Source organism: Amycolatopsis pretoriensis (assembly GCF_900107925.1).
In the GTDB taxonomy this organism is placed as follows: Bacteria; Actinomycetota; Actinomycetes; order Mycobacteriales; family Pseudonocardiaceae; genus Amycolatopsis; species Amycolatopsis pretoriensis.
This window is the reverse complement of record NZ_FNUJ01000001.1, coordinates 674,964-691,122: the sequence shown is the minus strand read 5'-3', so window position 1 is coordinate 691,122 and position 16,159 is coordinate 674,964. Positions and strand designations below refer to the sequence as shown.

16 protein-coding genes are annotated in these 16,159 nt (G+C 72.6%); 8 read left to right on the top strand and 8 right to left on the bottom strand.

Going from position 1 to position 16,159, the window contains the following annotated elements:
* Nucleotides 1-31: 31 nt before the first annotated feature.
* Both BLV96_RS03375 and BLV96_RS03370 read right to left on the bottom strand, forming a co-directional pair.
* Nucleotides 32-3,028 (bottom strand): ATP-binding protein, encoded by a 2,997-nt coding sequence (locus BLV96_RS03375; RefSeq protein WP_086674793.1) that lies wholly within the window; start codon nucleotides 3,026-3,028, stop codon nucleotides 32-34.
* 58 nt (nucleotides 3,029-3,086) lie between these two features.
* A complete protein-coding gene (locus BLV96_RS03370) occupies nucleotides 3,087-4,208 on the bottom strand; it encodes an epoxide hydrolase family protein (RefSeq protein WP_208608123.1) in 1,122 nt (373 codons plus the stop codon).
* Nucleotides 4,209-4,270: 62 nt separating this feature from the next.
* Between BLV96_RS03370 and BLV96_RS03365 the strand changes: the two genes are divergently transcribed.
* Complete coding sequence (locus tag BLV96_RS03365; protein ID WP_086684604.1) at nucleotides 4,271-5,239, top strand: helix-turn-helix transcriptional regulator; 969 nt, start codon at nucleotides 4,271-4,273, stop codon at nucleotides 5,237-5,239.
* Here BLV96_RS03365 and BLV96_RS03360 read toward each other — a convergent pair.
* Entirely contained in the window at nucleotides 5,208-5,687 is a 480-nt protein-coding gene (locus BLV96_RS03360; protein WP_086684580.1) for an SRPBCC family protein, read from the bottom strand. The genes BLV96_RS03365 and BLV96_RS03360 overlap by 32 nt on opposite strands.
* A 1-nt stretch (nucleotide 5,688) precedes the next feature.
* Nucleotides 5,689-6,024, bottom strand: a complete 336-nt coding sequence (locus BLV96_RS03355; RefSeq protein WP_091388729.1) for an ArsR/SmtB family transcription factor — start codon at nucleotides 6,022-6,024, stop codon at nucleotides 5,689-5,691.
* 256 nt (nucleotides 6,025-6,280) lie between these two features.
* Between BLV96_RS03355 and BLV96_RS03350 the strand changes: the two genes are divergently transcribed.
* The 6 genes from BLV96_RS03350 to BLV96_RS03325 all read left to right on the top strand — a co-directional run bounded on the left by BLV96_RS03350 (nucleotide 6,281) and on the right by BLV96_RS03325 (nucleotide 12,360).
* Entirely contained in the window at nucleotides 6,281-7,462 is a 1,182-nt protein-coding gene (locus BLV96_RS03350) for an ROK family protein (RefSeq protein ID WP_091388857.1), read from the top strand.
* Nucleotides 7,463-7,528: 66 nt separating this feature from the next.
* Complete coding sequence (locus BLV96_RS03345) at nucleotides 7,529-8,548, top strand: ABC transporter substrate-binding protein (RefSeq protein WP_086679127.1); 1,020 nt, start codon at nucleotides 7,529-7,531, stop codon at nucleotides 8,546-8,548.
* The gene (locus BLV96_RS03340) at nucleotides 8,545-9,318 is read left to right on the top strand and encodes an ABC transporter ATP-binding protein (RefSeq protein WP_086679126.1); all 774 of its coding nucleotides are present in this window, start codon (nucleotides 8,545-8,547) and stop codon (nucleotides 9,316-9,318) included. The genes BLV96_RS03345 and BLV96_RS03340 overlap by 4 nt, the downstream gene beginning before the upstream one ends.
* Entirely contained in the window at nucleotides 9,315-10,157 is an 843-nt protein-coding gene (locus tag BLV96_RS03335) for an ABC transporter permease (RefSeq protein WP_086679125.1), read from the top strand. The genes BLV96_RS03340 and BLV96_RS03335 overlap by 4 nt, the downstream gene beginning before the upstream one ends.
* A complete protein-coding gene (locus BLV96_RS03330; RefSeq protein ID WP_086679124.1) occupies nucleotides 10,154-11,467 on the top strand; it encodes an LLM class flavin-dependent oxidoreductase in 1,314 nt (437 codons plus the stop codon). Before BLV96_RS03335 ends, BLV96_RS03330 begins: the two co-directional genes overlap by 4 nt.
* Nucleotides 11,464-12,360, top strand: a complete 897-nt coding sequence (locus tag BLV96_RS03325) for a TauD/TfdA dioxygenase family protein (RefSeq protein WP_086679123.1) — start codon at nucleotides 11,464-11,466, stop codon at nucleotides 12,358-12,360. Before BLV96_RS03330 ends, BLV96_RS03325 begins: the two co-directional genes overlap by 4 nt.
* 22 nt (nucleotides 12,361-12,382) lie before the next feature.
* On the opposite strand, the gene BLV96_RS03320 is transcribed toward BLV96_RS03325, so the two are convergent.
* The 3 genes from BLV96_RS03320 to BLV96_RS03310 all read right to left on the bottom strand — a co-directional run bounded on the left by BLV96_RS03320 (nucleotide 12,383) and on the right by BLV96_RS03310 (nucleotide 14,525).
* On the bottom strand, nucleotides 12,383-13,570 hold the full coding sequence (locus BLV96_RS03320; protein WP_086679122.1) for an amidohydrolase: 1,188 nt from the start codon (nucleotides 13,568-13,570) through the stop codon (nucleotides 12,383-12,385).
* Nucleotides 13,571-13,677: 107 nt separating this feature from the next.
* Complete coding sequence (locus BLV96_RS03315) at nucleotides 13,678-14,157, bottom strand: hemerythrin domain-containing protein (RefSeq protein ID WP_086679121.1); 480 nt, start codon at nucleotides 14,155-14,157, stop codon at nucleotides 13,678-13,680.
* Between the two features lie 8 nt (nucleotides 14,158-14,165).
* A complete protein-coding gene (locus BLV96_RS03310; protein WP_091388728.1) occupies nucleotides 14,166-14,525 on the bottom strand; it encodes a hypothetical protein in 360 nt (119 codons plus the stop codon).
* Nucleotides 14,526-14,623: 98 nt separating this feature from the next.
* Between BLV96_RS03310 and BLV96_RS03305 the strand changes: the two genes are divergently transcribed.
* Nucleotides 14,624-15,706 (top strand): carboxylate-amine ligase, encoded by a 1,083-nt coding sequence (locus tag BLV96_RS03305; RefSeq protein ID WP_167379521.1) that lies wholly within the window; start codon nucleotides 14,624-14,626, stop codon nucleotides 15,704-15,706.
* Here the strand turns inward: BLV96_RS03305 and BLV96_RS03300 are convergent.
* Complete coding sequence (locus tag BLV96_RS03300; protein WP_086681857.1) at nucleotides 15,703-16,092, bottom strand: STAS domain-containing protein; 390 nt, start codon at nucleotides 16,090-16,092, stop codon at nucleotides 15,703-15,705. The two genes, BLV96_RS03305 and BLV96_RS03300, sit on opposite strands and share 4 nt — an antisense overlap.
* Between the last annotated feature and the right edge of the window lie 67 nt (nucleotides 16,093-16,159).

The following is a 16,159-nucleotide window of genomic DNA, read 5'->3' as shown; positions in this document are numbered from 1 at the left end:
GCCCCGGACTGTGGGCGCGGCCGCTGACCGCTCACGAACCGAGCGCGAACCGCCGCTGACCGAACTCGCTCAACGCCTGCTCAGGAGGCATTTCGCGGCCGCGGTCGAACGCCTTGCCGTACGCCTCGGCGTCGATGCGCGAGAGCACCCGGCCGGTCACGCCCGCCACGTCCGGGTCGCCGGCGACGGGCGCGCCGCGCAGCCCGACCGCGACGCCGAGCAGGAACGCGGCCCGTTCGTCCTCCTCTCGTGCGGCGAGGACGCCGGCCAGGCCTTCGACCGCCTGGGCCACGCCCGGCAGGTTCGCGTGTTCGAGCGCGGTGGCCAGTGCCTCCTGGTGCAGTTCGGTCGCCTCGTCGAGCCGGCCTTCGGCGACGGCGGTCCAGCCGAAGCCCGTGTGGAGCCGGATCCGCGTCTCGCCGCCGGTGACCGAGCCCGCTGCCAGGCCGAGGGCCGCGGTGTACCAGCGCCGGGCCTCGGGCAGGTCGCCCGCGCGCCGCGCGATCTCGCCGAGGCCGCCACGGGCCCGCGCGAGCGTCACCGGCGTGCCGGCCGCGCGCGCCTGTTCGGCGGCGGTTTCGTAGTCAGCGCGGGCGGTTTCGACGTCGCCGGTGCGCAGGACGCCGTCGGCGCGACGGCAGAGCAGGTCGGCCGCGTCTTCGAAGGAACCCAGCTCACCGGCCAGCCGGACGGACTCGTCCATCAGCTCGCGGAACCGCGCGTGGTCGCCGCGCCAGTCCGCGAACTCGGCGAGCTTCTCCAGCGCGCTCGCTTCGCCCCAGCGGTCACCGAGGGCGCGAAACCCTTGCAACGCAGCCGAAAAGTGCGTCTCGGCTTCTTCGATCCGGCCGCGGTACTGGGCGCCGAGGCCGTCGCCGATGCGCGTGAACGCCCGCGACCACGGGTCGTCGCCGACCAGCGCGGCCAGCCGTTCGCCGTCGGTCACCTTGGTACGCGGGGAAAACGCCCACAGCAGGAAGAGGTACGGGTGGCGCAGCGGCCCCTCGAGCTCCCGCAGGATCGGCTCGGGCTCGACGTCGGTGGCCGACGCGTGGATCAGGCAGACCACGTACTCCTCGGCCAGCCCGGGCGGTGGCTCGGCACCGAAGGCGGCGACGACGGCGTCCGCGAACGGTGTCGCCTCGCCGCGCCGGCCCCGCAGCCACCAGTACCAGGTCAGTGCGGCGATGAGCCGGACCGCGGTCTCCGGGTCTTCGGCGGTGCTCCAGCGCAACGCCGCGGTCAGGTCGGCGTGCTCGGCGGTCAGGGCGTCCAGGGCGCTCAGCTGCTCCGCGCCCCGCAGCTTCGGCTCGGCCGCGCGGGCCAAGTCGAGGAAGAACTTCGCGTGCTCCGCGCGCCGGTCGGCGCCGTGCTCGGCGCAGAACGCCCGGATCGTCTCCAGCATCCGGTACCGGCCGCCGGCGAACTCGACGAAGGACTTCTCGACCAGCCCGGTGAGCAGGACGTCGGCGTCGGGCTCGGCGCAGACGCGCTCAGCCGCGTCGAGCCGCGCGCCGCCGGCGAACACCGCGAACCGGCCCGCGAGCCGCCGCTCGTCCGGTTCGAGGAGGTCCCAGCTCCATTCGACGACGCCGCGCAGGGTCCGGTGCCGCGGCTCGGCGGTCCGGTCGCCGCGTGAAAGCAGCCGGAAGCGGTCGCCGAGCCGGGCGGCGACGTCGGCCACCGGCAGCGACCGCAGGCGCGCGGCGGCCAGCTCGATCGCCAGCGGCAGGCCGTCGAGGGCGGCGCAGATCCGCGTCACCGCGCCCGGGTCGAGCTCCGCGCCGGGAGCGACGGCCGCGGCCCGGTCGGTGAACAGCCTCGCCGCCGCGTCCACCGGCAGCGAGCCGACCGGCACCAGCGTCTCGCCGGTCAGGCCGAGGGGTTCGCGGCTGGTGGCGAGCACGCGCAGGCCGGGACACCCGGCGAGCAGCCGCCGGACGAGCCGCGCGGCCGCGGCGACGACGTGTTCGCAGTTGTCGAGGACGAGCAGCAGCGGCCGGTCGGCGAGGGCGGTGGCCAGGCGGTCGGCCGGGTCCTCGGCCGCGCCCGGGGCCAGCACGCCCTGTTCGCGCAGGCCCAGCGCGGTGAGCACGGCCCGGGGCACGTCGGTCGTCGTCGCCAGTTCGACGAAGCAGGCGTCGCCGGTCGCGGCTTCGATGGCGAGCCGGGTCTTGCCCGCGCCGCCGGGTCCGGTGAGCGTGACGAGCCGGGCGGTGGCCAAGGCCGTCGTCAGCCGGTCGAGTTCGCTCCGGCCGACGAACCCGGTGAGCGGCACCGGAACCCGCCGCGCCGGGGCCGGAGCGGCGGCGCGCAGGACGGCGGCGTGCGCGTCCGCCAGCTCGGGCGACGGGTCCGCGCCCAGCTCGTCGGCGAGCCGCTCCCGCGTCTCGGCGAACACGGTGAGGGCCTCGGCCGAGCGGCCGCTGCCGTGCAGCGCGCGCACCAGCTGGGCGGCGAGCCGTTCGCGCAGCGGGTGTTCCCGGGTCAGCTCGCGGAGTTCGGCGACGACGACCTCGTGGTGCCCGAGCACCAGATCGGCCTCGACGCGGTCCTCGGTCGCGGCCAGGCGCAGTTCGGCCAGCCGGGCCGCGCGGGGCGGGTCGGCGAGACCGTCGAGCGCCGGCCCGCGCCAGAGTCCCAGCGCTTCGGCGAACAGCGCGTGTTTCCCACCCGGATCGGATGTCTCGCGCGCTTCGGCGGTGAGGCGTTCGAAGCGGTGGACGTCGACGTCCTGGGGGTCGACGGCGAGCCGGTACCCGGCCGGCGTGAACTCGACGAGCCCGTCGGGCGCACCGCCGTCCCGCAGCCGGCGCCGCAGCCGCGAGACCTGGGACTGCAGCGCTTCGGCGGCCCCCTCGGGCGGCTGGTCGCCGTGCAGGCCGTCGATCAGCCGCTCGGCACTGACAACGCGTCCGGCATCGAGGGCGAGGAGCGCGAGCAACCCCCGCAGCTGCGGACCACCGAGGGCGACGACGGTCCCATCGGGACGGCGGGCTTCGACCGGCCCGAGGATCGCGAACTGCACGCGCTGATTCTGGCCCACCGCCCCCGGTCGTGAGTGGGAATTCGGGTTCTAACCCGAATCACCACTCACGACAGCCGCGGAAGAACGTGCGGATGTCCTCGACCAGCAGCTCCGGCTCCTCCATCGCCGCGAAGTGGCCGCCCTCGGCGAAGTCCGACCAGTGCGCGATCTTCTCGTCGGGGTCCATGATCCGCCGGACGACCGGTGAGCTGTCGAACACCGCCCAGCCCGCCGGGACGTCCGACGGCGCCAGCCACCCGTGCGCCGAGTGGGCGGCCTCGTACAGGAACCGGGCCGCGGACGCGCCGCTGCGGGTGAACCAGTAGATGCTCACGTTCGTCAGCAGCCGGTCGCGATCGACGCCGGTCGCGCCGGTCCACGCCTCGAACTTCTCCGCGATCCAGGCCAGCTGCCCGACCGGGGAGTCGGTGAGCGCGGCCGCGATCGTCTCGGGCTTGTGGGACTGCAGGTCGAGGTAGCCGCGGCCGGCGACCCAGGCCGCCCGGGCCGCGTCCAGTTCGGACTGTTCGGCGTCGGACAGGTTCTCCGGCAACGGCAGCTGCTCGCCCGCGAGCGCGATCGTGCCGCGGTCGCTGGTGACGTGGGTGCCGATCACGCGGCCGGGATACACCGCGGCGAGCCGCCCGGTGACGCCGGCGCCGATGTCGCCGCCCTGCGCGGCGAAGCGGTCGTAGCCGAGGCGCGTCATCAGCTCGGCGAACGCGTCCGTCGTCCGGGCGAGCTCCCAGCCCGGGCCGCTCAGCGGCGTCGAGAACCCGAAGCCGGGCACCGACGGGACGACGACGTGGAACGCGTCCGCGCCCGGCTCGGTCAGCGGCCCGATGACGTCGAGGAACTCGGCGAAGGAGCTGGGGTAGCCGTGGGTGAGCAGCAGCGGCACCGCGTCGGCTCGCGGCGACCGGACGTGCAGGTAGTGGATGGTCTGGCCGTCGATCACGGTCGTGAACTGCGGGAACGCGTTGAGCGCCGCCTCCTGCGCGCGCCAGTCGAAGCCGTCGCGCCAGTACTCGGCCAGCTCGCGCACGGCGGCGGTGGGCATGCCGCGCGACCAGTCCGGCTCGTCGCCGGGGACGGGGTCGGCGAACCGGGCCCCGGCGAGGCGGCGGTGCAGGTCGTCGAGCTCGGTCTGCGGGATCTCGATGCGGAAGGGGTTCGTCATGAGCGGTACGGTAGAAACCATTGCGGAAGACTTTCTTCCGCGATTCGTGCGATCCTCGGAAAATGTTGCAGACCTCCGCCCGCCTGCTGCGGCTGCTGTCGCTGCTCGAGACCCGACGCGACTGGACCGGCGCCGATCTCGCCGAACGGCTGGGGGTCACCGCGCGCACCGTCCGCACCGACGTCGGGAAGCTGCGCGACCTCGGCTACCCGGTCGAGGCCTTCCCCGGCGTCCAGGGCGGCTACCGGCTGGGCGCGGGTGCGCAGCTGCCGCCGCTGCTGCTGGACGACGACGAAGCGGTGGCCGTCGCGGTCGGACTGCGGACGGCCACCGGTGTCGCCGGGATCGCCGAGACGTCGGTGCGGGCGCTGGCGAAGCTGGAGCAGGTGCTCCCCTCCCGGCTGCGGCACCGGGTGCACGCACTGCAGGCCGCGACGGTCGCGGTGCCGGGCGGCGGCCCGGCGGTCGACGCCGACGTGCTGACGGCGATCGCGGCGGCGATCCGGGCGGCCGAGCGGCTCCGGTTCGACTACACGAGCCACACCCGCGCGCCGAGCCGCCGCGACGTCGAGCCGCACCGGCTGGTCAGCTGGGGCCGGCGCTGGTACCTCGTCGCGTGGGACACCGCGCGGGACGACTGGCGCACGTTCCGCGTCGACCGGATGACGCCGAAGGTGCCGAACGGGCCGCGCTTCACCCCGCGCGAGGCGCCGGAGGGGGACGTCGCGCAGTTCGTCCAGCGCAGCGTCGGGGCGGCGACGTGGCGGTTCCACGCGAAGGTGCGTCTGCACGCTTCCGAGGCCTACGTGCGGGCCCGGCTGCCGATCGCGGTCGACGTGACTCCCGAGACGCCGGACCGCTGCGTCGCGGAAGTGGGCTCCGACAACGCCCAGATGCTCGGGCTGTACCTCGGGTTGCTCGAGGTCGACTTCGAGGTGCTCGACGCGCCGGACCTGGCCGCCGAGCTGGCGAAGACGGGCGAACGGTTCCTGCGCGCGGCTAGCGCAGGGAGTCCGCCAGCTCCTGGATGATCACCATCTGCTCCCGGACGCCGACCTCCATGCCGGACTGCAGGATCGTGTCGCGCAGCTCCCGGCTGCCGGTCACGGTCAGCAGCTCGAGCCGCGTCCGGTCGCCGTCCAGGGCGGTGAAGGTGGCGGTGTTGAGCGGGCCGTCCACGGAGTCGAGGTCCACGCCGGGCAGCTCGAACACCTCGGTGTAGACGATCCGCTCGTCCGGCACGATCTCGCGGTACTCGCCGTGGAAGCCGACCTCGGCGCCGTCGTTCGTCTTGATCACGTACCGCCAGCGACCGCCGGGCCGCAGGTCCAGCTCGACTTCGGTGGTGGTCCCGCGGTGGCCGCTCCACCAGCGCCGCACCAGCTCCGGGGTGGTCCAGACGCGGTAGACGAGGTGCTTCGGCGCGTCGAACTCGCGCGTGATGAGGATCTGGTCCTCGGCGGGGGTGGTGATCTCCACGTCACTTCTCCTGTTCCTTGAGTTCTTCGAGGACTTCGTCCATCAGGTCGAACCGCTCGGCCCACGTCCGCTCGTAGCGCTTGACCCAGTCGTGGATGGGTTTCAGCGCCGGGCCGTTGAGCCGGTAGAGCCGCTGCCGGCCGTCGCCGCGCACGTCCACCGCACCCACCTCCCGCAGGACGCGCAGGTGCTTGGACACCTGCGGTTGAGCGAGGCCGAGCACGTCGACGAGGTCGCCGACGGACCGCTCGCCCGCCATCAGGACGTCGAGGATCTGGCGCCGCCGGGGTTCGGCGACGGCGTTGAAGGTGTCGGCGGTCGTCGCTGCTCGTGCCACGGGAGCAATCATATGCCCATATGGGTATGCGTCAAGCCCCACATCCTGGACGCGCTGGGCTCCCGCGCCCGCCGCCAGTCGCGCCGGGCGTCCACTCCTCGTCTCGCCGCGCCTTACCCACCCACCGACCCGGCCGCAACCCCCACCACCGCCGTCAAGCACCCACCCGAAGCGCGCCACGGCGGCAGCCGCCGGAGGCGGTGCCCGCATGCTGAGCACGCTGGGCTCGCGCCGCCGCGTCTGCCACCATCGGGCCATGACGGCGGTGGCCGACGGTCCACAGAGGACGGATGGACGCGGCGCCCGGCGCAGTGCCGCCGCGAGCTCCGTCCTGCGGGCCGTCCTCGACGAAGGGCCGATCGCCCGCAGCACCATCGCGCGGCGGACCGGGCTCTCCGCCGCGGCCGTCACCGGGCACACCGCCGAGCTGCTCCGGCGCGGGCTGCTGCGGGAACTCCCGGAAACCGGGAAGCGCGGCGTCGGGCGGCCGCACGTGCCGGTCGACCTCGACACCGGGCGGCACGTCGCCGGCGCGCTGCACGTCGCCGTGCACCACGCGACCGTCGCGCTGCTCGACCTGCGCGGCAATGTCCTGGTGCAGCACGAAGAACCGCACGACGGCCTGGCCGCCGAAGACCTGCTCGCGCGTGCCGCCGAGATCCTCGACGACCTGCTGCTCGGGCACGCCCCGGACCGCGAGCCGCTCGGGCTCGGCGTCGCCACCGGCGGCTGGGTCGACCGGGCCTCCGGCACGGTGGTCGACCACCCGCTGCTGGGCTGGCGGGACGTCCCGGTGCGCGACCTGCTCACTGCGTCGACCGGGCTCACCGTCGCGGTCGACGGGCACGCGCGGTCGCTCGTGCACGCCGAGCGGCTCTTCGGGCACCCGCGCGCGCGGGACAGTGTCGTGCAGCTGTTCACCGGCAACGTCGTCGACTCCGCGTTCGCCACCGGCGCCACCGTGCACCACGGACCGCGCTCGGCCGCGGGCGCGGTCGCGCACCTGCCGGTCGACGACAGCGCCGAGCCGTGCCGCTGCGGGCGCACCGGCTGTCTCGAAGCCACCGTCTCGGAAGCGACGCTCGCGCGCAAAGCGGGCCTGCCCTTTCCGGAATTGCTCGCGCTCGCCGCGCACGGCGATTCCGAGGCGGTGCGGATGTTCCACGACCGCGCGCGGCTCATCGGCCAGGCGGCCGCACTGCTGCTCGACGTGCTCAACCCGGCCGTGCTCGTGGTGGTCGACCGGAGCATCGCGGTCGTGCCGAGCTGCCTTCCCGCCATCCGGGACGAGGTCGGCGCGCGCTCCCGCCGCCTTGACAGCGCGGAAACCGTTGTGGGAACGAGCTTCCCGGGCACGGAGCTGGCCACCGCCGGCGGCGCGGTCCTGCTCGACCTCCTCTACGAAGACCCGAGTTATTTCACGAACTCGCAAAATTGACCGTCCGCCCGACGGCCGCGAACAATTGCGGTATCCCCGCCGACTCCCGGAACGGACGACACCACCGTGAAGAAAACCTTGCCCCTGCTCGCCTTCGCCGCCGCGCTGCTGGCCGGCTGCGCGTCGGCGACGGCGACCGGGCCCCCCGGGCAGCCGGAGAAGCTCGAGCTGCGCTACCAAGGGAGCGCCAACTCCGTGACCCTGCCCGAACTCGCCGAGGATCTGGGCTACTTCGGCCCGGTCAAGCTGAAGTGGGTCGGCAACACGATCAGCGGCCCGCAGGACATCCAGTCCGCGGCCACCGACCAGACCGACTTCGGCGGCGCCTTCACCGGCGCGGTCGTCAAGCTGGTCGAAGCGGGCGCGCCCGTCAAGGCGGTCGTCAACTACTACGGTTCCGACGACAAGGCGTTCATCGGCTACTACACCGAAGAGGACAGTCCGATCCGGACCGCCCGCGACCTGATCGGCAAGAAGGTCGGCGTCAACACCGCCGGCGCGAACCTCGAAGCCGCGCTCGACACGTGGCTGAAGAACCAGGGCCTGTCCGACGACGAGATCAAGCAGGTCCAGCTGGTCGTCATCCCGCCGGTCAACGCCGAGCAGGCGCTGCGCAACGGCCAGCTCGACGTCGTCGCCCTGCAGGGGATCCTCCAGGACCACGCGCTCGCCACCGGCGGCGTCCGGCCGATCTTCAGCGATGTCGGTGCGTTCGGCCCGTACAACGGCGGCCCGTACGTGCTGCGCACCGACTTCATCAAGAAGTACCCGGAAACCACGAAGATCTTCGTCGCCGCCGTGGCGAAGGCGATCGAGTGGGAGCGCACCACCCCGCGCGAACAGGTGATCGCCCGCTTCACCCGGATCATCCAAGCCCGCGGGCGCAATGAGAACACCGGCACGCTCAAGTACTGGAAGAGCGTCGGCATCACCCACGGCGGCCTGATCGCCGACCAGGACTACACGCTCTGGGAGCCGTGGCTCAAGCAGCAGGGCTACATCAAGGGTGACCGGATCGACACCTCGAAGCTCTACACCAACGAGTTCAACCCCTACCGCGACGGCGCCCCGGCGGTGACGAAGTGATCAGCATCCGGTCGGTCACCAAGACCTTCGGCGCGCTCACCGCCCTCGACGAGGTCTCCCTCGACGTCGCCGACGGCACCTTCCTCTCCCTCGTCGGGCCGAGCGGGTCGGGAAAGTCGACGCTGCTCGACCTGCTCGGCGGGCTCACCACCCCGACGTCCGGTGAAGTCGTCATCGACGGCGAACCGGTGCGCGGCCCCGGGCTCGACCGCGGGGTCGTCTTCCAGCAGTACGCGCTGTTCCCGTGGCGCACCGCCCGCGCCAACGTCGAGTTCGGCCTCGAAGGCGGCCCGCTCGGCAAGCGGGAGCGGGCCGAGCGGTCCCTCGAATACCTTTCCCTGGTCGGGCTTTCCGGGTTCGAGGACCGCTACCCGCACGAGCTGTCCGGCGGGATGAAGCAGCGGGTCGCGATCGCCCGCAGCCTCGCCTACGACCCCGCCGTGCTGCTGATGGACGAGCCGTTCGCCGCCCTCGACGCGCAGACCCGCGAACAGCTGCAGGACGAGCTGCTGCGGATCTGGCGCCGCACCGGCAAGACGATCGTCTTCATCACCCACGGCATCGACGAAGCCGTCTACTTGGGACAGCGGGTGGCCGTGCTGACGTCACGGCCCGGGCGGCTCAAGGCCGTCGTCGACGTCGAGCTCGGCGACCGCTCCGGTGACGTCCGGTCCGACCCGGCGTTCGGGCGGCAGCGCCACCGGCTCTGGGAACTGCTGCACGACGAGGTCCGCAAGGCGGCCGAACACGAACGGAGCGCGGCCCGATGACCACCACCCTCGAAGCCCCGACCGTCCACACCGGACCGGCGGCCCCGCCGCCGAAACCCCGCCGGTTCGCCGGGAAACTCACGCGCGCGGTGCACGCGTCCGCCGCGGTCGTCCTGTTCGTCCTGCTGTGGGAGCTGGTCCCCCGGTTCGTCCTGGACGAGGGCACGCGGACGTTCCTCCCGCCGCTTTCGGAGGACTTGCAGGCGCTGTGGGACCTCGCGCTCGACGGCGAACTGGCCGACCACCTCCTGGCGAGCGTCGGCCGGTCGGCCGCCGGGTTCGCGATCGCCGTCGCGGTCGCGGTGCCGCTCGGGCTGCTGATCGGCTGGTACCGCCCGGTCGCGCGGTTCCTGCAGCCACTGCTGGAACTGGCCCGCAACACCGCCGCGCTCGCGCTGCTCCCCGTGTTCACGCTGCTGCTGGGCATCGGCGAGCTGTCCAAGGTGACGCTCGTGGTCTACGCCTGCGTGTGGCCGGTGCTGCTCAACACGATCGCCGGCGTCAACACCGTCGACCCGCTACTGGTGAAGGCGGCCCGCTCGCTGGGGTTGTCGAGCCCGCGGCTGTTCCGGAAGGTGATCCTGCCCTCGGCCGTGCCGACGGTGTTCACCGGCATCCGGATGGCGGCGTCCTATTCGATCCTGGTGCTGGTGGCGGCCGAGATGGTCGGCGCGAAGGCCGGGCTCGGCTACCTCATCAACACCAGCCAGGTGAACTTCCAGATCCAGCAGATGTACGCCGGGATCATCGCGGTCTCGGTGCTCGGCGTGCTCGTCAACGCCGGCTTCGTCGTCCTCGAACGGCGGTTCTCGACCTGGCGTCCCAAGGAGAAAGCATGATGCACCTCAACGCGTTCGTGATGCCGAACGGCCACCACGAGGCCGCCTGGCGGCACCCGTCGACCGACCCGCACCGGGCCCGGACGCTGCAGCACTACGTCGACATCGCGCGCACGGCCGAACGCGGCAAGCTCGACTCGCTCTTCCTCGCCGACGGCGTCGCGTTGTGGGGCAACGTCAAGCACAACTCCCACAGCCACTTCGAGCCGTTGACGCTGCTGTCGGCGCTCGCCGCGAGCACAGTCCACATCGGACTGATCGCGACCGCGTCCACGACCTACAACGAGCCTTACCACCTGGCGCGGAAGTTCGCCTCGCTCGACCACCTCTCCGGTGGCCGGGCGGGCTGGAACATCGTCACTTCGGCCGGCGTCGACGAAGCCCGGAACTTCAACCTGGCCAAGCGGCCGGCCCACTCGGCGCGCTACGAGCGTGCGGAGGAGTTCATCGAGGTCGTCAAGAAGCTGTGGGACAGCTGGGACGACGACGCCGCGCTCGTCGACCGCGCGAGCGGCGTCTACGCTGACACCGACCGGATCCGGGCCATCGAGCACGACGGCCCGCACTTCCAGGTCCGCGGCCCGCTCAACATCGAACGCCCGCCCCAGGGCCATCCGCTGCTCGTGCAGGCGGGCTCGTCGGAGACCGGCAAGGAGTACGCGGCCCGGCACGCCGAAGCCGTCTTCACCGCGCAGCAGACGTTCGCCGAGGGCAAGGCGTTCTACGACGACGTCAAGGGACGGCTCGCGAAGTACGGCCGGACACGCGACGAGATCAAGATCCTGCCCGGCATCTCCCCCGTCCTGGGCCGCACCGAAGCCGAGGCCCGCGCGCGTGAGGCCGAGCTGAACGCGCTGATCACGCCGGACTACGGGCTGCGGCAGCTGTCGAAGATGCTCGACCACGACGTGACCGGATACCCGCTCGACGGCCCGCTGCCGGACGTCGGCAGCTTCACCGAGGGCGGCCAGAGCCGGTTCGAGCTGGTCGTCGGCCTGGCGCGGCGCGAAGACCTGACGATCCGGCAGTTGCTGGAGCGGCTGGCGGGCGGGCGCGGGCACCGCGTCTTCGCCGGGACGCCGGTGCAGGTCGCCGACGAGCTGGAGGCGTGGTTCACCGGCGGCGCCGCCGACGGCTTCAACGTCATGCCGCCCACCCTGCCCGGCGGGCTCGACGACTTCGTCGACCTCGTCGTCCCCGAGCTGCAGCGGCGCGGGCTCTTCCGCACCGAATACGCCGGCACCACCTTGCGCGAGCACTACGGCCTCGCGCGTCCCGTCAACCGCAACCGAGTGAAGGAGCCCGCATGACCGCGATCAGCACCGACGTCCGCAAGATCACCGGGAACATCGGCGCCGAGATCATCGGCCTCGACCCCGCCGGGGATCTCGACCCGGCGCAGGTGGCGTTCCTCGCCGACGCCCTGCACGAGCACAAGGCGCTCGTGTTCCGCAACACCGAACTGGACGACGAGGGCCAGCAGCGGTTCGCCGCCCGCTTCGGCGAGCTGACCAAGGCGCACCCGACCGTGCCGGCGGTCGACGGCGCCCCGGCGATCCTGCCGGTGGACAGCGAGCTGGGCCGGGCCAACCACTGGCACACCGACGTCACGTTCGTGCTCAACCCGCCCAAGGTCAGCACGCTGCGCAGCCTGGTGGTGCCGCCCTACGGCGGCGAGACGCTGATCGCGAACGCGGCCGCGGCCTACCGGGACCTGCCGGAGCCGCTGCGGGCGTTCGCCGACACGCTGCGGGCGGTGCACACCAACGACTACGACTACGTCCGGCCGCCGGAGACGGTGGACGAGAAGGAGCAGGCCCGCCGGACCCAATTCGTCTCGCGCAGGTTCCGGACGGTCCACCCGGTGGTCCGGGTCCACCCGGCGACCGGCGAGCGCGGCCTGTTCATCGGCGGGTTCGCACAGCGGATCGAGGGGCTGTCGGTGAGCGAGTCACGGGATTTGCTGCGGTTGCTGCAGTCCTACGTGACGCGGCCGGAGAACGTGGTGCGTGTCGCGTGGGAGCCGAACCAGCTGGTGCTGTTCGACAACCGCATCACGCAGCACTACGCGATCGACAACTACGACGGTCTCCCCCGGCGGCTGAACCGCGTCACGGTGGCCGGTGACGTTCCGGTGGGGATCGATGGGCGTCCGAGCGAGTCGCTTGAGGGCGACGCGTCGCATTACACCTCCGTCGCGTGAACCGGGGGCGGGACGGGCGCGCTCAGTGCCCGTTCCGCTCCTGGTTCCGGAAGCAGTCCCACACGCGGCTGACCAGCGCCGGATGGGTGGACAGGTCGATCGCCGTCCGGGCCAGCGCCGCTGCGGCGGCCAGCATCGCCGAGCGGCCGCGTGGGCTCGCCGCGGCCGCCGCGAACTCCGGCGTGTGGTCCGAGTACTCCTCCGCCGTGATCGCCACGAACGGGTGGATCGCCGGGACGCGGACACTCACGTTGCCGATGTCCGACGACCCCAGGAACACCCCCGGCGCGGGCGGGGTCGCGTGGATCCCGCACGCCGCCAGGTGTTCGGTGAACCGCTCCGACAGCACCGGGTTGTCGCGGAAGTGCGCGTACCCGCGCCCGAGGCGTTCGACGTCCACCTTCGCGCCCGTCGCCAAGGCCGCGCCCTGGGCGCACGTCGAGACGTCCTCGACCAGGCGGTCCAGCGCGTCGGTCGTCAGCGCGCGGAGGCCGAAGCGGCCTTCCGCGCGGTCGGGGACGATGTTCGTGGCCTCGCCGCCGTGGGTGATGATGCCCTGGACGTGCGATCCCGCCGGGAGCCGCTGACGCAGGGCCGAGATCGCGCCGAACGCCTGGATCAACGCGGCCAGCGCGTCGATGCCGGCCTCCGGGTCGCCGGTCGGGTGGGCCGCGCGGCCGTGGAAGGTCACCTTCAGCTCGACCTGCGCGGTCAGCGGCGCCCACGACCACGAGTGCACTCCGGGGTGGACCATCAGGGCGGCGTCGACGTCGTCGAACACGCCCGCCTCGGCCAGCGCCACCTTGCCGCCGCCGTGTTCCTCGGCCGGGCAGCCCACGGCGAGCACGGTGCCCGGGCCGTCCGCCAGCACCTCGCGCGCCGCCAGCGCGGCGCCGAGCCCGGTCGCGGCGATCAGGTTGTGCCCGCACGCGTGCCCCAGCCCCGGCAGCGCGTCGTACTCCATCAGCAGCGCGACGCACGGCCGCCCGCTGCCCGCCCGCGCGACGAACGCCGTGGGCAGCCCGGCCACGCCGGTCTCCACGGCGAACCCGTCCGCGGCCAGCTCCGCGGTCAGCCGTCCGGCAGCCGCGTGCTCCTCATAGGACAGTTCCGGCCGCTCGTGCAATGCGGTCGCGACGGCCCACAGCCGGTCCGCCAGCGCCCCGACCCGCTCGTCGGCGCGCTCGTGCAGCTCTTCGTGCCACTCCATGCCCACGGGAATACCCCTACCACGCACGGTCACACCAGCGGGGGTGTTTCACCCAGCCGGCGAGGGCGGCACTTTCACGTGAAAGTGCCGCCCTCGCCGGTTCCCTGTCAAGCCTTGGCGCTCTTGAGCTCCAGGGGATTCTTCGGCGCGTCACCCCGCGCGTCGAGCATCCGCTGCCCCAGTTCCTGCAGCTTCTTGCGGCCCATCGCCGAACGGACCTCCGGGAACCACTCGTCCTCTTCCTCTTCGACGTGGTGGCGGACGTTCTCCGTCAGCACCGTCACCTTCGCGTCGAACGTCTCGTCCTTCGGGTCCATGCCGAGCAGCTCGGACAGCATCCACACGACGACGTGGTGCTCCTCCACGCTTTCCAGGACGTGGTCCTTCGTCTCCGGGACGGCTTCGCGCGCGGCCGGGTAGAAGATCTCCTCCTCGATGTACGCGTGGACGGTCAGCTCTTCGATGATCGAGTCGGCGAGCCGGCGCTTCTCGGCGTACGCCTCCTCACCCGCCTTCTCGAACTCCTTGAACAGCTTCTCCACGGTCTTGTGGTCGTTCTTGAGCAGCACGATCGCGTCGGTCGACATCGGTGTCCTCACGGTGCGGCCAGGTCCCGCAGGGGAACCTGGGCGTTCTCCAGTTCCTTCGTCATCAGCAGGGCGACGGTCCCGGCGTGGGCCAGTGCCCGGCCGACGTCCCCCACCGAGTCCCACGTCGCCGCGACGGCGTCGCCGCCGCCGTGGCCGGTCACCCGGCCGGACAGCAGCCCCTCCTCCAGCCGGCCCTGCAGGGCGGGCAGGAGGTGGGTCAGGTCGTCCGCGAGCAGCCGCAGGGCGCCCAGCACGCGGTACATCTCGGCGGGTGAGTCGAGCTCGCCGTCGCCGACGCAGCGGGCCAGGCGGCGCACGGTGGCCCCGGCGTCGGCGGCCAGCAGTGACGGCGTGGGAGCGTTCATGAGCGCCCGGTTACCCGCTCCCCGCCCGGGAAAACGCCGTTTGCGCAGGCTCGTGCCCGGGTATCACTCCGGCTCCCCGACCCGCAGGAGATATCCCGGTGAACCCAGACGTACTGACCTTCGGCGTCGAAGAGGAGTTCTTCGTCGTCGATCGGCGTGGTCACCTTTCGCAGGCGGGCGACGACGTCGTCGACGCCGCGGAGGCGGCCGAGGACGTCCAAGGCGAGCTGCAACACGAGCTGAACCTTTCGCAGGCCGAAGCCGCCACCGACGTCTGCAGCACCCACGCCGAAGCGTTGCGCCAGCTGAGCGGGCTGCGCGAAGACCTGGCGAAGGCGGCCCGGACCCGCGGCTACCGGCTGCTGCCGGCCGGTGCTCCTCCGCTCGCCGAAACCGAACCACCGAAGATCACGCCGAACCCACGCTACCAGCGGATGGCCGAGCACTTCGGGGCCACCGCGTGGACTTCGCTCACCTGCGGCTGCCACGTGCACGTCGCGATCCCCGACAAGGCGAGCGGGATCGAAGTCCTCAACCGGGTCCGGCCGTGGCTGCCCGCGTTGCTCGCGATCACCGCGAATTCCGCGATCGTCGACGGCTACGACACCGGCTACGCGAGCTGGCGCTACCACCAGTGGAGCCGGTGGCCCTCGGCCGGGCCGCCGCCGCGGTTCGCTTCCCTCGACGAGTACGAAAGCATCGTCGACGGCTGGCTGCGCAGTGGCGCGATCCTCGACCGCGGGATGATCTACTGGGACGTCCGGCTTTCGGAAAAGCAGCCGACGCTCGAGTTCCGCATCTCCGACGTCGCCGCGACACCGACGGAGGCGGTGCTGTTGGCGGTACTGGCCCGCGCGCTGGTCGCGACCGCTCTGGCCGACGGCGGGCCGACGCCGATGCTGTCGAACGAGGTGCTGCGCGGCCGGCTGTGGCGGGCGTCGAAAGAAGGCGTGACCGGCTCCTGCCCGCACCCGCGGACCGGGGATCTGGAGCCGGTGAAGGCGGTGCTCGACGACTTGATCTCGCTGACCGCGCCGGCGCTGGAAGCGGCCGGGGACCTGGATTTCGCGCGGGAGACCACGGCCCGCCTGGTGGCCGAGGGCGGCGGCGCCGACCGGCAGCGGCGCGTCTTCGCGGAGAAGAGCCGGGCGGACGCGGTCGTCGACCTCCTGACCGGCTAGGGCAGGAGGGCCTCGAGTTCGTCGAGTAGCTGGAGTGCGCGGACGGCGGCGCGGGAGCGGCCCGGGTCGACGACGAGGTGGACACCGGCCGCTTCGGCGTGCCGGTGGGCTCGCACGAGGACCCGCAGGCCCGCGGCGCCGAAGAAGCGGACCTCGCTCAGATCCACCCGTAGGACACCGGGGCGGGCGCGGACGTGCTCGGTCAAGGTCGCTTCGAGCGCCCCGGCGGTGCAGAGATCGATTTCGCCGCCGACCTGGACGACGATCGCGTCGGACGACTTCCACCGGAGACTGCTCCGGAGGTCGGCCGGGGCGCGGGGCGACGGCAGCCGGTGCGTCGGCGGCGGATCGGCTCCGACCAGGCTCGGACGCTCGTGAGTTGTCATGGGTCGGAGATACCCCCGGCCCGCCGACGGCGAAACAAACGCCGGGCCCGGGCGCATTTCCGGCGGC